The 15,519-nt window shown below is 73.4% G+C and carries 11 protein-coding genes and 1 pseudogene; 6 read left to right on the plus strand and 6 right to left on the minus strand.

The genetic code is table 11. The features are described from left to right. Nucleotides 1–522 precede the first annotated feature (522 nt). From ACFZBU_RS20475 to ACFZBU_RS20485, 3 genes are all read left to right on the plus strand, one after another. A complete protein-coding gene (locus tag ACFZBU_RS20475; protein ID WP_391585147.1) occupies nucleotides 523–1,089 on the plus strand; it encodes an HD family hydrolase in 567 nt (188 codons plus the stop codon). Nucleotides 1,090–1,322: 233 nt separating this feature from the next. Further along, nucleotides 1,323–1,586 carry a hypothetical protein gene (locus tag ACFZBU_RS20480; RefSeq protein WP_391585036.1) on the plus strand — a complete coding sequence of 88 codons (264 nt, stop codon included), beginning with the start codon at nucleotides 1,323–1,325 and terminating at the stop codon, nucleotides 1,584–1,586. Continuing rightward, a complete protein-coding gene (locus ACFZBU_RS20485; protein ID WP_391585037.1) occupies nucleotides 1,583–1,828 on the plus strand; it encodes a hypothetical protein in 246 nt (81 codons plus the stop codon). The genes ACFZBU_RS20480 and ACFZBU_RS20485 overlap by 4 nt, the downstream gene beginning before the upstream one ends. A gap of 43 nt (nucleotides 1,829–1,871) precedes the next feature. Here the strand turns inward: ACFZBU_RS20485 and ACFZBU_RS20490 are convergent, their stop codons facing one another. Together ACFZBU_RS20490 and ACFZBU_RS20495 are read right to left on the minus strand one after the other, a co-directional pair. Next, the gene (locus ACFZBU_RS20490) at nucleotides 1,872–2,294 is read right to left on the minus strand and encodes a hypothetical protein (RefSeq protein WP_391585038.1); all 423 of its coding nucleotides are present in this window, start codon (nucleotides 2,292–2,294) and stop codon (nucleotides 1,872–1,874) included. A 38-nt stretch (nucleotides 2,295–2,332) separates the two neighbouring features. Next, on the minus strand, nucleotides 2,333–7,555 hold the full coding sequence (locus ACFZBU_RS20495; RefSeq protein WP_391585039.1) for a tetratricopeptide repeat protein: 5,223 nt from the start codon (nucleotides 7,553–7,555) through the stop codon (nucleotides 2,333–2,335). Between the two features lie 211 nt (nucleotides 7,556–7,766). Between ACFZBU_RS20495 and ACFZBU_RS20500 the strand changes: the two genes are divergently transcribed. Beyond that, a complete protein-coding gene (locus tag ACFZBU_RS20500; RefSeq protein ID WP_391585040.1) occupies nucleotides 7,767–8,330 on the plus strand; it encodes a hypothetical protein in 564 nt (187 codons plus the stop codon). A gap of 27 nt (nucleotides 8,331–8,357) precedes the next feature. Here ACFZBU_RS20500 and ACFZBU_RS20505 read toward each other — a convergent pair whose 3' ends face one another. After that, nucleotides 8,358–9,320: a LysR family transcriptional regulator gene (locus ACFZBU_RS20505; RefSeq protein WP_391585041.1), complete on the minus strand. Its 963-nt coding sequence runs from the start codon at nucleotides 9,318–9,320 to the stop codon at nucleotides 8,358–8,360. 198 nt (nucleotides 9,321–9,518) lie between these two features. Between ACFZBU_RS20505 and ACFZBU_RS20510 the strand changes: the two genes are divergently transcribed. Continuing rightward, nucleotides 9,519–10,592: an alpha/beta hydrolase family protein gene (locus ACFZBU_RS20510; protein WP_391585042.1), complete on the plus strand. Its 1,074-nt coding sequence runs from the start codon at nucleotides 9,519–9,521 to the stop codon at nucleotides 10,590–10,592. Between the two features lie 9 nt (nucleotides 10,593–10,601). On the opposite strand, the gene ACFZBU_RS20515 is transcribed toward ACFZBU_RS20510, so the two are convergent. The 3 genes from ACFZBU_RS20515 to ACFZBU_RS20525 form a co-directional block, all read right to left on the minus strand. Next, entirely contained in the window at nucleotides 10,602–11,249 is a 648-nt protein-coding gene (locus ACFZBU_RS20515) for a response regulator (RefSeq protein ID WP_391585043.1), read from the minus strand. Then, the gene (locus ACFZBU_RS20520) at nucleotides 11,246–12,463 is read right to left on the minus strand and encodes a sensor histidine kinase (protein ID WP_391585044.1); all 1,218 of its coding nucleotides are present in this window, start codon (nucleotides 12,461–12,463) and stop codon (nucleotides 11,246–11,248) included. The genes ACFZBU_RS20515 and ACFZBU_RS20520 overlap by 4 nt, the downstream gene beginning before the upstream one ends. A gap of 88 nt (nucleotides 12,464–12,551) precedes the next feature. Then, nucleotides 12,552–15,077 carry an ABC transporter permease gene (locus ACFZBU_RS20525; protein ID WP_391585045.1) on the minus strand — a complete coding sequence of 842 codons (2,526 nt, stop codon included), beginning with the start codon at nucleotides 15,075–15,077 and terminating at the stop codon, nucleotides 12,552–12,554. Between the two features lie 135 nt (nucleotides 15,078–15,212). Between ACFZBU_RS20525 and ACFZBU_RS20530 the strand changes: the two are divergent. Then, nucleotides 15,213–15,431: pseudogene (locus tag ACFZBU_RS20530) on the plus strand (putative quinol monooxygenase); the annotation flags it as partial. Nucleotides 15,432–15,519 lie beyond the last annotated feature (88 nt).

Genomic DNA, 15,519 nt, shown 5'->3' on the forward strand with positions numbered 1-15,519 from the left:
GAGGGGCTGGAAGTATCGAGTCGGCCGAGCCCACCACGGAAGCGTTGCCGAAAAGGGGCTTCGGGCCCGGCCGCGCGACGCCGCGGGTGGGGTGAACCGCTCCGGCCGGCGCCGCCATTTTGACCGGCCGGGTGATGGGGCCGCCCTTGTACATCTCGGCAGCGGGCGCGGTGACCGTCTCTCGTGCTCGGACGCCGTGTTCGTATTCGACCATCCACCGGGTGCCGTCGTGCCAGATCCTGGTGATGGTGCCGAGGTGGTGGTCGCGGGGGCCGAGCTTGCGCCACAGGTGGTCGCCGACCGACCAGGGGGGTTGGGCGGACATGAGCGCTCCTCGGATGCGGAAGGTGATGGCGGGGGGTGTTGCGGGCTGGGTGACGCGGCCCTGGGGTGGTAGTGCCTCGTTTGTGTGGCCCGGCTCCGGTACGACCGGCCCGGCCGAGAGCGGCGCCGCCGCGTGTTCGGATCCGCCTGTCGCAGACATAGAACACAGGTGAGGGGCACCGGGTGGGCGACGACGGCATGAACAGCGTGGCGAACTTCCTCTTCGAGGCGGGCACGCTCAAGAACCACAAGCGCACCGGATGGTGGATCGCCGGCGTCAAGGACCCGGAGTCGGTCGCCGAACACTCATGGCGGGCCGCGCTCCTTGCCTCGATCATTGCCGAACTGGAAGGCGCCGACCCGGCGAAGGCCGCGCTCCTGAGCGTGTGGCACGACACCGGCGAGACCCGCACCGGGGATCTCGCGCACATCAGCCAGAAGTACGTTGGCAAGGGTGACGCCGAGCGGATCGCCGCCGACCAATCGCTGGGTATGCCCGCGAGGTTGGGCGCGCTGATGCGGACGATCATCGGCGAGTACGAGGCCCGTGAAACCACCGAGGCTATCTGTGCCGGTGACGCCGACAAGTTGGAATGCCTCGTGCAGGCCTTGGAGTACCGCGATCAGGGCCACGTGAACGTCGATCGCTGGATCACCAACAGTCGGCAACGAATCCGAACCGAGTCCGCGAAGCGCCTCGCCGAGGAACTCTTGCGTACCGGCAGTCTCACCTGGCTGCGAAACGCCATGGGCGAAACCAAGTAGCGCAATCACAGGTGCACACCGGTTCGCGTACCGCACCCGTGTGCGACGGTCATCGATCACGGCCGGCGGCCGGGCCGAGGAGACGCACCGGCTGCGCGGGTTGTGACCTGCGGGGACTCCGGGAGCCGCCCGGGTGCACTCCGGGTCGTGTGTGCTCCACTCGTGTGCGCCGGGTGTCGATCGGGAATGGAGCGGTGCCATCCTGGGCGGTCACCGTGAATGGGAGGACGCCCATGCCCAGGACCACCGTCGTCCGCGGCGAGCGCATCGAGTTGCCGAACACGCTTGCGGAGATCCGCGCCGCTCTTCCCGAGGAGCGCCGCGAGGAGTTCGACAAGGTCATGTACGAGACCCCGCTCGATCGGCTCGAACGGGACGCCATCCTGCACTGGGCGCTCCCGCCGGAGGCTCAGGAGGACGACGAGGCCGCACACGAGCGTCTCAAGGCCGGCGACTTCGGCGACTGCGTGGACCGGGACGGGAACGCGATCACGTGAGCTACCGCGTGCAATACACGAATGAGGCCGAAGACGGCCTCAAGCCCCTGTCCTCCGGACAGGTCCGGTCCTTCAAGAACGCCGTGGACTCGTCCATCGGCCGTGACCCGTACGGGTCCGGCTCCGTGCAGGTCGGCGGCGATCGAGACCGCCGGGAGGCCACGATCTCAGGGGTGTTCGTCCGCTACACGATCAGCGCCGGAGTCCTGGTCGTCACCGTCACTCGCACCGTCGCACCGTGAACCCGGGCCGGGGATGGCCTCGTTTCGGGCGGGCCGTGGGGCGTCAGTGGGGGATGTCGATCGGGGGGAGGACTTCGGGGGTGGGGGTGAAGCGGGTGGGGGTGGCGAAGGTGCCGTTGGTGGGTGGGGGTTCTTGGTGGTCGGCGGTGGAGTCGGTGCGGCGGAGGACGACCAGGCCGGCGATGGGTGGGGGAGGGGCGTCGGGGGGCAGGAAGGGCTCGTCGGCGACGCCGGCGAAGGCTTCGCGGGCGGTGGTTGCCGGGTCGGGCGCGGCGTACTCCAGGATGTCGGCGCCCAATCGGCGGCCGGTGTTGCGCAGGTGCAGGTAGGCCGTCGTGCAGGCCTCGCGCTCGGCGGTGCCGACGGCCTGGGCCAGTGCCCGTTCGTAGGCGGCGTGCACCTCGGGTGGGGTGGCCGCCGGGGTGATTCCGAGGACGTCGTAGGGCGATCGCTCCGATGCGGGCATGTTCCGTGCTCCGAGGTGCGGGTGGTCGGGATGATCGGTCAGTAGTAGCCGTGGATGCGGGCTCGGATCTCGTCCAGGATCTCCCGGGTGCCGTCGGTCGGGTGATACTCGTTCGCGCGTTCCAGGTGGACGAGCGCCGTGTGGTTGTGGCCCATGTTCGCCTGCCGGACCCCCTCGTTGTGCAGCGCCAAGGCCAGCAGCACGGTGTTCTCGGGGGTCAACGGGATCGCCTCCAGGGTCCGGATCGCGTCCTGGTAGCGCTCCTCGCGCAGGTAGACCGCCACCAGAGCGTCCCGCAGTCGCGGCTCCTCGTGCTCGCCGAGCGCCCGGGTGAGCACCTCGATCGCCTCGTAGGCGCCGTCCTTGGCGAGCAGGTCGTAGGCCCGATCCACGACCACCACGATCCACGCCTCGCGCAGCGACTCGATCTCCAGGCCGCCGGCGATCTCGTGGCGCAACATCTCCTCGGCGACCTCGTAGTGCCGCGCGTAGTAGTGGTTGAACGCCAACGCGCGGCGCGTGGGCGGGTCGTCGCCGTAGTGCCGGGCCTCTTCGAGGAGGTCGATGGCCCGGTCGAAGTCCTCGTCCCGCTCGCGGGCCTGCGCCGCCGCCACCAACAACGCGGCCACCCGGCGACGCGCCTCGGCCGCAAGCGAGGAGCCGGCGATGGATGACCCGGTGACCGACGACCCGGTGACCGGCGAGTCGGTGACTGGGGACTCGGGCACCGCCGATTCCGGGGCGGGCGGACCCGCGACCGGCGATTCCGACGCCGAAGAGACGGTGGTGGCCGAGGAATCCGCCCCGCCGCCCGCAGCCGCGTCCGCACCCGCGTCCGCGAGTTCGAGTGCCTCGCGCATCGACGCCACCGCCTGTTCGCGCGCGCCGCCGCGCAAGGCGAGCCGTTCGGCGCTCAGGAACAGCGCGTTGGTCAGGCCGATCCGTCCCGCATCGCCGGGGTCCAGCGCGTACGCCTCGCGCATCGCCACGACCGCCTCCGCGACGGCCGCGTCGGTGTTCCTCGCCAACAACTCCATCACCAGCCCACGGAGTGCGCCGGCGGCCAACGCCCGGACCGACTCGTCGTCCGGAGTCAGCTCCAGTGCCCGGCGGACCAGTGCGATCGCGTCGCGGTACAGCTTGCGTTCGTGCGCCTGCCGGGCGAGTTGCGCGTACGCCCCGGCCAACGCCTCGCGCAGGCCCGGCCCGTCCGGAGCCAACGCCCACGCGCGTTCCAACAGCCCTGCCGCCTCGGTGTGTTCGCCCGGGTCGGCGGCCAACACGTCCTGCGCGGCCCGGATTCCGACCTCGGCCGCCAGGTTCGTCGCATCGGTCGGGAGCGGCGCGGCCTGCTCCAGACAGGCCAGCGCCTGTGACCATTCCCCGCGCCCGCCCAAGTCCCGGGCCCGGGCCAGCTGGGCCCGAGCGAGCAACGCGGCCACGCCGGGCGTCGCGGCCGGTCCGGCCAGTCCGGCCAGTGCGGTCAGGCCGGTGATCGCCTCGTCGAATCGACCCGCATCGATCAGGTGGTGGTACACGCCCAACGGGCCGAGCAGGTCGGCGGTGTGCGGATCCACCGCGGCCAGGACGGCGTCGGCGAGTTCGCGCCCGGCCGGGGAACCGTGCTCGGGATCGGTGACCCGTGCCAGGAACAGTGGACCGCACGCGATCGAGGCCGGTGCCGGCTCGATGCGCGCGACGCGTTCGGTCGCGGCCACCTCCAGGGCCCAGTGCTGCGCCAGTTCGCGATACAGCGCGGACACCGCGCCCTCGCTGCGTTCGGCGCGCTCACGCAACTCGCGGTGCACCCGCTCGATCTGCTCGGTGCGCGCGTTCCGGATCTGCTCGGCGGAGATCTCCCGCCCGGTGCGCGCCTCCAGGTCGATCCAGAACCTCGGGCTGTACAGCACCGCGGCCCACGTACCGCATACCAGTTGCCACATCGCGGTGGTGTGCCCCGCGTCGCCGGCCGAACCGGCGCGCAGTGCGGACAGCGCCAGACACTGGAGGTTGCGCACATCGGTGGGCACCGCGCGTTCGAGGTCGAGCCGGATCGCGATCGAGGCGTCGTGTCGATCCGCACGGGCGTGCGCGAGCGCCTGCCACGAGCGCAGCAGCGGCCGAGCCCGACGTACCTGCGGCAACTCCGGTATCAGCCGGGCGGCCCGTTCCACGTCCGCCGCCGCGGCGACCAGGTCGGCGCTGTGCACGGCGGCGCGGCGCACATACACCCGAGCCGCGATCAGCCTGCCCTCGTCGGTCGCCCCGGGGCCGGCCAACAACTGTTCCAGGCCTGCCAACGCCGCGTCGCGATCACCGCGTTGGGCACGCAGCAGCGCCAGCAGGTGGTGCGCCGAGGTGCGGTCGCTGCCGCGGGCCCAGCGGATCAGCTCGGCCTCCGCGGCATCACCCGCCCCGGCCCGATGGGCGCACGCGGTCAACGCGGCCAACATCGCATCCACGCAACCACCACAACGCGAGGGGAGTTCGGTCCCGGCAGCCCTCAGCCCGCCGACGTCACCAACTCCACCAACCCCACCGGTATCGCCGAGCCTGCCAGCCCCACCAGCCCCGCCAACCCCATTGACCCCGCCACCCCCACCCAACACCCCATGATCCCCGCAATAAGCCCGCCCACACTGACCGCAAGCCGCCCGCGCCGATGCCGCACACCCGGCCGTCTCGCACATCGCCGCGTGCGGTTCCGGCTCCGTCGGACCGGGCACCACCAGCGCCTGCCGGTATGCCTCCGCCGCGTCGTCCCACCGGCGCCCCCGCGCCGCATGCATCCCGCGCACCGCCCACGCGGCCGGTTCGGCCTCCACCAGCGCACCCAGCGGTACCGTGCCCGCGCCGAGCGCGAGCCGGGCCAGCGGTGCCAGGTGGCCCACCCGCGGATCGGCCACCGGATCGAGCGCGGCGGACAACCGCACGGCGACCGCCGGTTCGCCCGCGTACAGCGCCGCGATCGCCAGATGCACCCGGATCCGCCGATCGCCCGGCACCAGCGCGGCCGCCGCGCCGAGCCGATCCCGCGCGGCCGTCAACGGCGCGCCGCGATCGCGGCCGAACCGCAACAGCTCGGCGCCCTCGCGAAACAGCGTCTCGGCCAGCGCGACCCGGTAGCCCTCGTGGTCGGGAAAGGCATCCCGACACGCCTGCCAGTGCTCGCGCGCGAGCGCATGGTCGCCGGCGGTGAGCGCCGCGCGGGCCAGCATGTCCCGGGCAGTGGCCACGTTGTGCGCGCGGATCGCGTCGTTGACCCCGCCCGGCGCCGCCCACAGCTCGTCCGCCCGCTCCACCCGACCCAGCCGGGCATAACCCAGGCCCAGGTGGAAGCGCGCCGCGCCGGTCGGCTCGGTACGCACCGGCCCCAGCACCTCGATCCCGTCCGCGACCCGGCCCGCCGCGATCCGGGCCGCGCCCAGGCGCACCACGCCCGGCGTCCAGTCCGGCCGGGCCGCCAGTCCGCTCTCGTACGCCTCGGCGGCGCGGCTGTGCTCACCGGCGTGCTCGCGCACCAGGCCCAGCCCGAAGCGGGCCGGCGCGTATCCCGGGTCGACCCGGACCGCGGTCTCGAACTCGCGCTGCGCCAGCGTCCATTCGTCCTCCAGGACGGCCAGCTGTCCGCGCGCGTAGTGGGCCCGCGCATCCCCCGGTGCGGCGGCCACCGCGGCCTCGGCGTCGGCCCGCGCCGCGCCCAGGTCGCCCTCGTCCCGATAGGCGATGCCGCGGAACAACAACGCCTCGGCGGCCAACGGCGAATCGTCCTCCACCCGGTCCAACACCCGCCAGAACGAGGCGATCGCATCCTGCCGCCGCTCGCGCCGCAACCGCACGCACGCCTGCCGGTGGTGCGCGAGCGCGCTGTCGTCGCCCGCCTCGATCGCCGCCGAGAACGCGGCGTCGGCCGCCTCCAGTGCGTCGGTCGCGCTGTACGCGCGGGCCAGCAGGTGGTGCTGCGCCGCGTTGCGCCCGCGCACCTCGGCCAGGTGCGGTACCGCGCCCGCCGCGTCGCCCTGCTCGAACAGCGCACGGCCCAGGCCGAACCGGGCCCGCGCATGGCCGGGTTCGGCGGCCACCACCCGCTCGAAGCAGGGCGCCGCGGCCGCGAAGTCGTCGTCCTGGTCGTGCAGCGTGCCCAGGGTCAGGTTGGCCGCGAGGTGCCGGGGCTGCTTCGCCAACACCCGGCGCAACACCGGGAAGGCCGCCGAGCGTTCGCCGCGGGCCAGCGTGAGCGTGACGAACTCCATCTGTACGTCCGCGTGTTCGGGCAACAGCTCGGCCGCCCGGCGCAGCGGTTCCAGGGCCGCCGCGTCCCGGCCGAGCGCGTGCTGGGCGCGGCCCAGCCCGAGCCAGGCCTGGGCATGGGTGGGGGCCAGCGTGCAGGTGCGGGTGAGTAGGGCCACGGCGGCTTCCAGCGCCGCATCCCGGGACACCTTGTCGGCGGGCTTGCGGCGCAGGTGGGTCAGCGCCATCGCGTACAGCACCTCGGGCCGCTCCGGCTCGATGGTCAGCGAGCGCTCGAACGCGGCGAGCGCCTCGTCCGGACGACCGGCGTCGCGGTACAACCTGCCCAGTTCGTACCCGGTGGCCGCGCGTGGCACGAGCCGGTCGGCGCGCTCGAACGCGGCGATCGACTCGGCCGCCCGACCGAGGTCGCGCAGTGCGCAGGCGCGGGCGTACACGGCCCATTCCAGCCGCGGTGCGCCCGCCTCGATTCGGCCCGCGAGTTCCTCGATCGCCACCAGCTCGCTCTTCGGCAGGCCGGCGGCCACCGCGCACCTGGCCTCCAGGAAGTCGTACGCGACGTGGTCGGGGTCGGTGTCGGTGCGGACGACCAGGTCCACGCAGATCGCGACGTCCAGCGGCCCCGGCTCGGCCCGCCGGGTCGCTTCCGCGGCGGTCAGTTCCAGCGCGGCGGCGGGCAGCGCGGTCAGCGCGAACGCGGTGCGGAAGGCGGTGATCGCGTCGGCCGAGCGACCCTGCCTGCCGGCGACCTCGCCGAGCCCGATCAGCGCCCGCCCGCGCGTGCCGGAGAGCGTGTCCGGGGTATCGGGCCTGCCCAGGGCGTCGGCGACGCGTCGATAGCCGCGTTCGGCGGCGGCGAACCGGCCCGCCCGGTGCGCGGCCTCGGCCTGGGCCAACAGCGTCTCGGCGCGGGCCGCGACCGAGGCGGGTCTGCGGCGGAAACCGAACACCATCAGAGCGGCCACCAAGGCGATGAGGGCCGCGACGGCGGCGAGAAGCGGGACCGTCATCGGGCGGCCCGCGGGGTATGCCGAACTTCGTCGATCAACGGGTCCCCCGACCGTTTATCCCAACACCGTTCATGCAGATATCGAGCGCTCATGCTAGAACACCGATCATCGGACTTTCAGGTGCTCGGCGAGCCCGGGTTGGGCAAAATCGCGCCGCGTGCGGACAAGCCGACACCGATGCGCCGAACGGCTCCGACTACCCTCTGTGGCCATGACCTCCACACCGCCCCCGGATCGACCGACCGAGCAGGATTTCCGCCGGTTGTTGGAGCGTACCGGCGCCGAGCTCACCCCCGGACTGACGGTGGACGAGTTCGATTCGGTGGAAAAGCACTTCGGTTTCCGGTTCGCCGCCGATCACCGTCTGTTGTTGTCGGTAGGCCTGCCGATCGGGAAGGGTTGGCCGAATTGGCGCGATGGCAACGCGCGCGGCCTCAAGGCCCAACTGGGCTGGCCGGGCGAGGGTGTGCTGTACGACGTGGAGCACGGCGCGTTCTGGCCGCCCGTGTGGGGCGCGCGTCCGGCGCAGTTGCGGCACGCGCTCAAGTCGGCGCGCTACCACCTGGCGCGGGTGCCGACGATGGTGCCGGTGTTCGGCCACCGCTATCTGCCCGGCACCGAGGGCCAGTGGGGTCACCCGGTGTTGTCGATGACGCAGACCGACATCGTGGTGTACGGCGCGAACCTGACGAACTACCTCACGGTGGAGTTCGCCGACGGCGGGATCGAATACGCACCGGCGACCGTCCCGTTCTGGTCCGACCTGGTCTCCTGAGCTCCGAAAGCTCCGAAAGCTCCGGAGTCAGTCGGCGAGCCGCGCGTGGTCCGGGTCCGGCAGCCAGTCCCGGGTCGGGTCGTGGTCGAGCCAGCGTTCGCGGGCGCCGATCCGGGCGAACGCGCGGAGCAGGTCGGGCAGCCGCGGATGCGGCCGATCCGCGTTCCACAGCAGCGACCACGCGTACAGCGGGGTGGGCCCGACCAGTGGGATGGAGCGCACCCCGCGGGCGCCGGCCGGCAGCGGGCGGTCGGCGGGCAGCAGCGTGAAGCAGGTGGGATCGGTACGCAAATGGTCGACGAAGTGCTCCAGGCCCAGGTTGGGTCCGGTGGCCCACTCGGTGATCCCGAACGCGTCGGCGAATCGTTCGAAGAAGTCGAGTCGATCCACCGCCGCCGGGCACCACAGCACACTGCCGCGCAGCTCGCTCGGGCGCAGTTCGTCGGCGCCGGCCAGCGGGTGGTCGATGCCGAGCACGGCGTCCACCGGTTCGAGCCGGACCGGCCGATGGGTCAGCCCGTGCGGCGCGCCGATGGGCAGCGCGTGCACCCGGCCGAAGCCCGCGTCCACGTCGCCGCGTGCGATCGCGGCGGCCACCGTCGGCAGGTCGCGGCCCGCGCCCGGCTCCAGGTCCGGACCCGGCGCGGCGTCGATCACCCGAGCGAGTGTGCGCATCGGCCCGTACAGGTGCCCCCACGCGTCCAGCCGCAGGGCGGGCCGGGTCTTTCCGAGCGCACCGACCGCGAGGTCGGCGGCGGCCAGCGCCCGACGGGCCGGCTCCAGGAAGCGGGCGCCGGCGTCGGTGAGCCCCACGCCCCGGCCGCCCTTGCCGCCGCGGTCCACCAGCGCGACGTCGAGCTCGGCCTCCAGCCGGGCCAGCCGCTTGGACAGCGCCTGCTGGGTGATCGCCAACTGCTCGGCGGCCCGACCGAAGTGCCGCAGCTCGGCCACCGCGACGAAGGAACGAACCCGGGCGAGGTCTAGATCCATGCCGCTCACCATAGGCCGCCGCCATCCATGGCCGGCTGCCTGGCATGCACCGCTCCTCACCACGGGCGACAACCGACGGTTGTCGGTGACGCCGGGCGGTTGTTGGACCCCGGCCCGGCCCCCGATGTTCTCTGGTCGTCTTGATCCCGACCGGGAGGCCGAGCAGTCCCCGACGAACAAGAGAGCGCAGCCGCCACCATGACCCCGCCTTCCCCTTCCGTCACCTCCACCGTCTTCGAACTGCCCGGCTTCCTCCCGCAGTTCGTCGCCGGCAATCGCTCCCGGGCGATCGTGTGCGGGGTGGACCCGCACGAGTACGACCGGGTCACCGGCGGCCTCGGCACCCTCCACGACTGGCTGCCCGCGTTCCGACGGGTCGGCGAGGCGTACCGCGCGGCGGGTGAGCGGTATGCGGCGGGCGGACACGTGGTGTCCGCGGGGGACGCGTTTCGGACCGCCGCCCGCTGGTTGCACTGCGCGACGTTCCCGCCGCTCGCCGAGCACACGCGCACGATCGCGGCGGCGCGGGAGGCGGATGCCGCGATGGGGCGGGCGTTCGGCTACCTGGACCCGGAGGCGGTGCGGATCGAGGGGGAGGGGTTCGCCGGATGGTTGCGTCGGCCGGTCGATTCGGCGCGGCCCGTCCGGGTGGTGCTCGTGGTGCCCGGCCTCAACTCCGGCAAGGAGGAGTTCCACGCGGTCGACGAGGCCCTGCTGCGGCGTGGCGTCGCGACCTTCTCCTACGACGGGCCGGGCCAGGGCGTCCTGGTCGACGGCGCGCCGCGAGCCGACCACCACCGCGTGGCCGGTCGGGTGATCGACGCCCTGGCGACCCGCGCCGACCTCGACACGAGCGCCGGCGTGGGCCTGGTCGGGATGAGCCTGGGCGGCTTCCACGCGATCCTGACCGCCGCGCACGAACCACGCGTGGCCGCAACCGTCGCGGTCAGCGGCCCGTACCGGCTGGACTGGGCCGAGCTCCCCGTGTTCGTCCGGGAGACGCTCACCGTGCGGGCGGGAGGTGCGGGCGCCGCCGAGGAGTTCGCGCGCCGCGTCGACCTCGCCGGGATCGCCGCTCGCATCGGCACGCCGCTGCGGGTGGTCGAAGGCGGCGACGATGTCACGCCCGGGGTGCTTTCCGCCGAACGCGCCGGTCACGAAGCGGCCCGGGGCGAGGTGCTCGTGGTGCCGCACGGCGACCACCTGCTGTGCAACGCGCAGTCCGAGTGGCTTCCCGAGACCGCCGATTGGCTCGCGGACCGGCTCGGATAGCCGACGGCCTCAGCGGGTCAGCCCCGCGTCGTGGGCGATCAGGCCGGCCTGGGTGCGGTTGGTGCAGTCGAGCTTGGTCAGGGTCCGGGACACGTACGCCTTGACGGTTGCTTCGGTGAGATGGAGGCGGCCGGCGATCTGGGAGTTGGACAGCCCCTCGCCGAGGCAGCCCAAAATCTCGGTCTCCCGCTCGCTGAGGTTGCGGATGGCATGCCGGGCGGCCCGGCGCGCGCTGTCCCGGGCGGCGCTCGCGCCGATCAGATTGCGGGCGGCGGCGGGCGACAACACCGTGTTGCCGTCCGCGGCCACCCGCAGCAGCGCGACCAGGTCCTCGGGCGGGGTGTCCTTGAGCAGGAAGCCGACCGCGCCGGTGTGCAGCGCGCGCAACACGTGGTCGTCGGTGTCGATCGTGGTCAGCACGACGACCCTGGGCGGTGTGTCGAGCCGGACCATCCGGCGCAGCGCGGAGAGCCCGTCCACGCCGGGCATGTGCAGATCGAGCAGGACCACGTCGGGGCGGTGTCGGACCACCTGCTCCAGTGCCTCGGCGCCGTCGTACGCCTCGCCGACGATCTCGATGTCCGGGGCGCCGCCGAGGATGGTGCGCAGGTGCGCGCAGACCATGCGTTCGTCGTCCACGAGCAGGAGTCGGATCATGCGGCACCTTCGTGGAGGTCTCGGTGGGTCGGGTGGGTCCGGTCGGTGGTGACGGGTGTGGCGATCGGGACGAGCGCGTCCACGACGAAGCCGCCGGTGTCGTCGGGTTCGGCGCGCAGCCGGCCGCCCAGGAGTTCGACGCGTTCGCGCAGTCCGAGCAGGCCGGTACCGCCGGCGCCGAGGTCGACGTCCGGGGGCCGTGCCGCGGCGGTGTTCGCGACGGTGACGCCGATGCCGGCGGTCTCGTACCGGATCGACACCTCGACGTGTGCGCCGGGTGCGTGCTTGTGCACGTTGGTCAGCGCTTCCTGCACCACGCGGCGCCCGGTACGCACGGCGGCCGGCGCGTCGACGTCGCCCGGGGTGCCGGTCACGGTCAGCTCGATGGACACGCCCGCCGCCCGCGAGTCGGCGATCAGATCGGATACCTCCAGCCCGGTCGCCCCGCCGCCGCGCGCACTCGCGCCGGCCGGTGACGGGTCGTCCGGGTCCCGCAGCATCGCGACCAACTCGCGTAGCTCGGACAGCGCCTGACAGCCGGTCGACCGCAACTCCTCGGCGGCCGAGCGCACGTCCTCGCGCTCGGCGATCGTGCGCAGGGCGCCCGCCTGGAGCACCATCAGCGAGACCCGGTGGGTGATCATGTCGTGCATCTCGCCGGCCAACCGCCGTCGTTCCTCGGCGCGTGCCTGCCGGTCGCGTTCGACCTGTTCGCGCTCGACCCGCTCGGCGCGCTCGGTCAACGCGAGCAACAGGCCCCGGCGGGAGGCCAGGTACATCCCGAGTAGCAGCGGGGTGCCGATGGCGAGGAACTCGACGAACAGGTCCGAGCCCGGCTGGGTCCGCCACGGTTCGCACATGGTCAGCGCGAGCCCGGCGGCGAGTGCCCAGCGCACGGGCCGGGTCGGGGCGTACGCGCCGAGTGCGTAGGCCGAGAAGGGCGCGGCCAGGACCGGCCCGCCGAGCGACAGCGCGAAGACGACCCCGGCCGAGGCGAGCGGCCGGCGGCGGCGCAGCACGAGGGCGAGGCCGGCGACGACCTGGACGAGAATCCCCCACCACGGCACGTGTCGTGGCGTCTGCCACCCGTCGCCGTCGAAGGAGTCGAGCGCGCGCAGCAGTCCGGCCAGGGCGGCGACCGACGCCGCGAGCAGGACGTCGAACACGGCGGCGCGGGGGATCGACGCGGCGGGCGGGCGATGCACGTTCGGCACGTTCGCCAAGGTACCGGCACCCGTCCACCCGTCCGGCCAGTCGCCGGGCATGCCGACCGCGAGCCGGCCCGGGACGATCCGCCGCACCTCACTCGGTCCCGAGCGCGCCGAGCACCGACATGCGCGCCGCCCGCCGGGCCGGCCAGGCCGCCGCGAGCACGCCGACGCCGATCGCGCCGAGCACGAACAGGGCGATCCGCGACCACGGGACCGTCGCGCCGAGCGGTACGTTGCCCAGGTCGATGCCACGCACCGCCAGGACGCCCACCGCGACGCCGAGACCGACCCCGAGCAGGGCCCCGAACAGCGAGATCAGTGCCGCCTCCAGCCGGATCAGGTCGCGCACCCGGCGGGCGTCCAGGCCGATCGCGCGCAACAGGCCGATCTCGCGGGTGCGTTCGAGCACGGACATCGCAAGCGTGTTGACGATGCCGATGACCGCGATCAGGACGGCCATGCCGAGCAGACCGTAGACGATGTTCAGGAGCAGGTCGATGCCGGCCGCGAGACCCCGACGCAACTCGCCCTTGGACTGCACGCGCAGCGCCGGATCGGCGCCGAAGGCCCCGTCCAGGGTGTCCCGCAGCGCCTTGGCCTCGCCGGGCAGGCTGCGAACGAACACCTGGCGGCCGAGCGGGCGTTCCAGGTGCGGGTCGAGTGTGCGCGTGGAGACCAGGTAGGGGGTCACGATCGGGTTGCCCCGGTAGATGCCGCCGACGCGCAGGGTGCCCGAGACCCCGTCGGGAAACGTCACGGGTACGGTCGAGCCGACCTTCAGCCCGCGTTCCCGCGCCTCGATCCGCTCCACCAGCAGGTCGGTGGCCAGCGCCTCGGGGCCGCCCTCGACGAAGTCGAACCGCATCACCTGCGGGCCCGCGATCGGGTCCAGGGCGGCCAGTTCGCGTTCGCCGCCGGCGATCTCCGCGACGGTCGAGCGGTACACGCTCGCGGCGGCGACGTGCGGGAGGCGGCCGATGCGCTCGACGGTCGCGGGCGCGATCGGGTCGCGCAGCGTGGTGGACACCGCGTAGTCGGCGGTCAGCCCGCGGGACGCCGCGTGGTCGAGGCTGTCCCGCAGCGAGGCGCCGATCACGGTCAGTCCGGTGACCAGGAACAGGCCGATCATCAGGGCCGAGGCGGTTGCGGCGGTACGGCGCGGATCGCGCAGCGCGTTGCGGCTCGCAAGTCGGCCGGTCACGCCGAACACCCGGGTGAGCGGGCGGGCCAGCATGCCGATCACGGCCACGGACAGCAGCGGGATCAGCATCAGCACGCCGGTGACCGCCACCACCCCGCACACCACGATCAGCACGGACTTGGCGTCGCCGTCGGGCGCGGTTCGCACGGTCGCGTATCCGCCGCCGATGCCCAGCACGATCAGGAGCAGGCCGAGCAGATTGCGGCGCAGCAGTTTGGCCGGGCCGGGCAGGTGCGCCCGGAGCGCGGCCATCGGGGGGATCCGGGCGACCTTGCGGGTGGGCAGCCAGGCGGCGGCGACGGTGACGCCGACGCCCACGAGGAGGGACCACAGGATGGTGGCGGGCCGCACCACCAGTGGGCCGCGCGGCGGTTCGGCGTCGGTGCCCCGGAGCAGGGCGAGCAGTCCGGCGGCCAGCGCGATGCCCAGGAGGAGGCCGAGCAGCGCGCCGATCAGGCCGGTGGCCAGTGCCTCCAGGCGCACCGAGTTGGTGACCTGGCGCCGGGTGGCACCGACCGCGCGCAGCAGTGCCAGTTCGCGGGTGCGCCGGCCGATCAGCATCGTGAAGGTGTTGGTGATGATGAACGTGCCGACGAATAGCGCGATGCCGGCGAACACGAGCAGTCCGGTGGCCAGTCCGGCGGTGCCGGCGGCGGCCAGATCGCGGCGCTCGCTGGTGAGTTCGGCGCCGGTGACCGCCTCGGCGCCGGCGGGCACCAGGGCGCGCACGGCCTGGGTCAGTGCGGCGACGGGCGTGTTCGGCGGCGTGGAGACGGTGATCAGGTCGTAGGCGCCGGGGGCGGCGAACAGGCGCTGCGCGGTGGCGGTGTCGAACAGGGTGAGGGTGGCGCCGAGCCGGATCCGGGCGTCGTCGGCGTGCACGGTGCCGACGAGGGTGGCGTCCAGGGTGCCGCCGCCGGCGACCACGCGCAGCCGGTCGCCGACCCGGTAGCCGGCCTCGCGGGCGCCCGCGTCGTCGAGGGCGACCTCGCCGGCGGCGGTCGGCGCGCGGCCCGAGGTCACCCGGTACAGCGGATCGGCGCCGTCCGGACCGGGTGCGTGGTTGGTGCCGACCGCCTCCTCGACCCGGCCGACCAGGTGCCCGGCCCGGTCGACGACGACGGCGGGTCCGGAGACCGAGCCGCGTACGTCCCCGGCGCCGGGCAGCGTGCGCAGCCGATCCACCAACCGAGCGTCCAGGGCGGGGCGGTCGGGCGTGTCCCGGTCGGGGTCGGCCCGGATGCCGACGGCGACACCGGCGAAGTCGTCGGCCGCGGCCGACGCGGAGGCCTCGGTGATGCTGTCCTTGAGGGTGAGCACACCGGCCACGAACGCGACACCGAAGACGATCGCGAGCACGGTCAGGGCCAGCCGCGTGCGCTGCGCGGCGAGGGTGCGAAGGGCGTTCTTGAGCATGGGCGACGTCCTGAAAGCGGCAGATTTTCCGCGACCGACACCGGTCCGGCCGCACCACCCTCGCGCGGGCCCGGGTGCGACCGATACGGCCGAGCGAAGGCCGCCGACGCCGCCGATCGGGCCAAGCCCGGTCCGATCGGACCGGGGCGATCAACGAAGGGAGCACCCGGAGTCGGGTGGGCGAGCCGCTGGGCCGACCGGACCCTCGACGCGATGATCGCGCCGTCCCGGGCCGAGGAGGGCTGCGTCGCCTACCGGCCGTACGTCGACCCCGAGCGCGCCGACCGCATGATCATCGTCGAGGAGTGGGCGGACAGCGTGGCCCTGGAGCACCACTTCACCCTGTCCCACTTCAAGCACGTCGCCCGAGTCCTCGACGAAATCCTCGCCGAGCCCTTCACCCTGCGCCGCCTCACCGACGCCCCCGGCCTGAACGAGGGGC

The sequence above is a fragment of the Embleya sp. NPDC008237 genome (assembly GCF_042956465.1).
Lineage (GTDB): Bacteria > Actinomycetota > Actinomycetes > Streptomycetales > Streptomycetaceae > Embleya.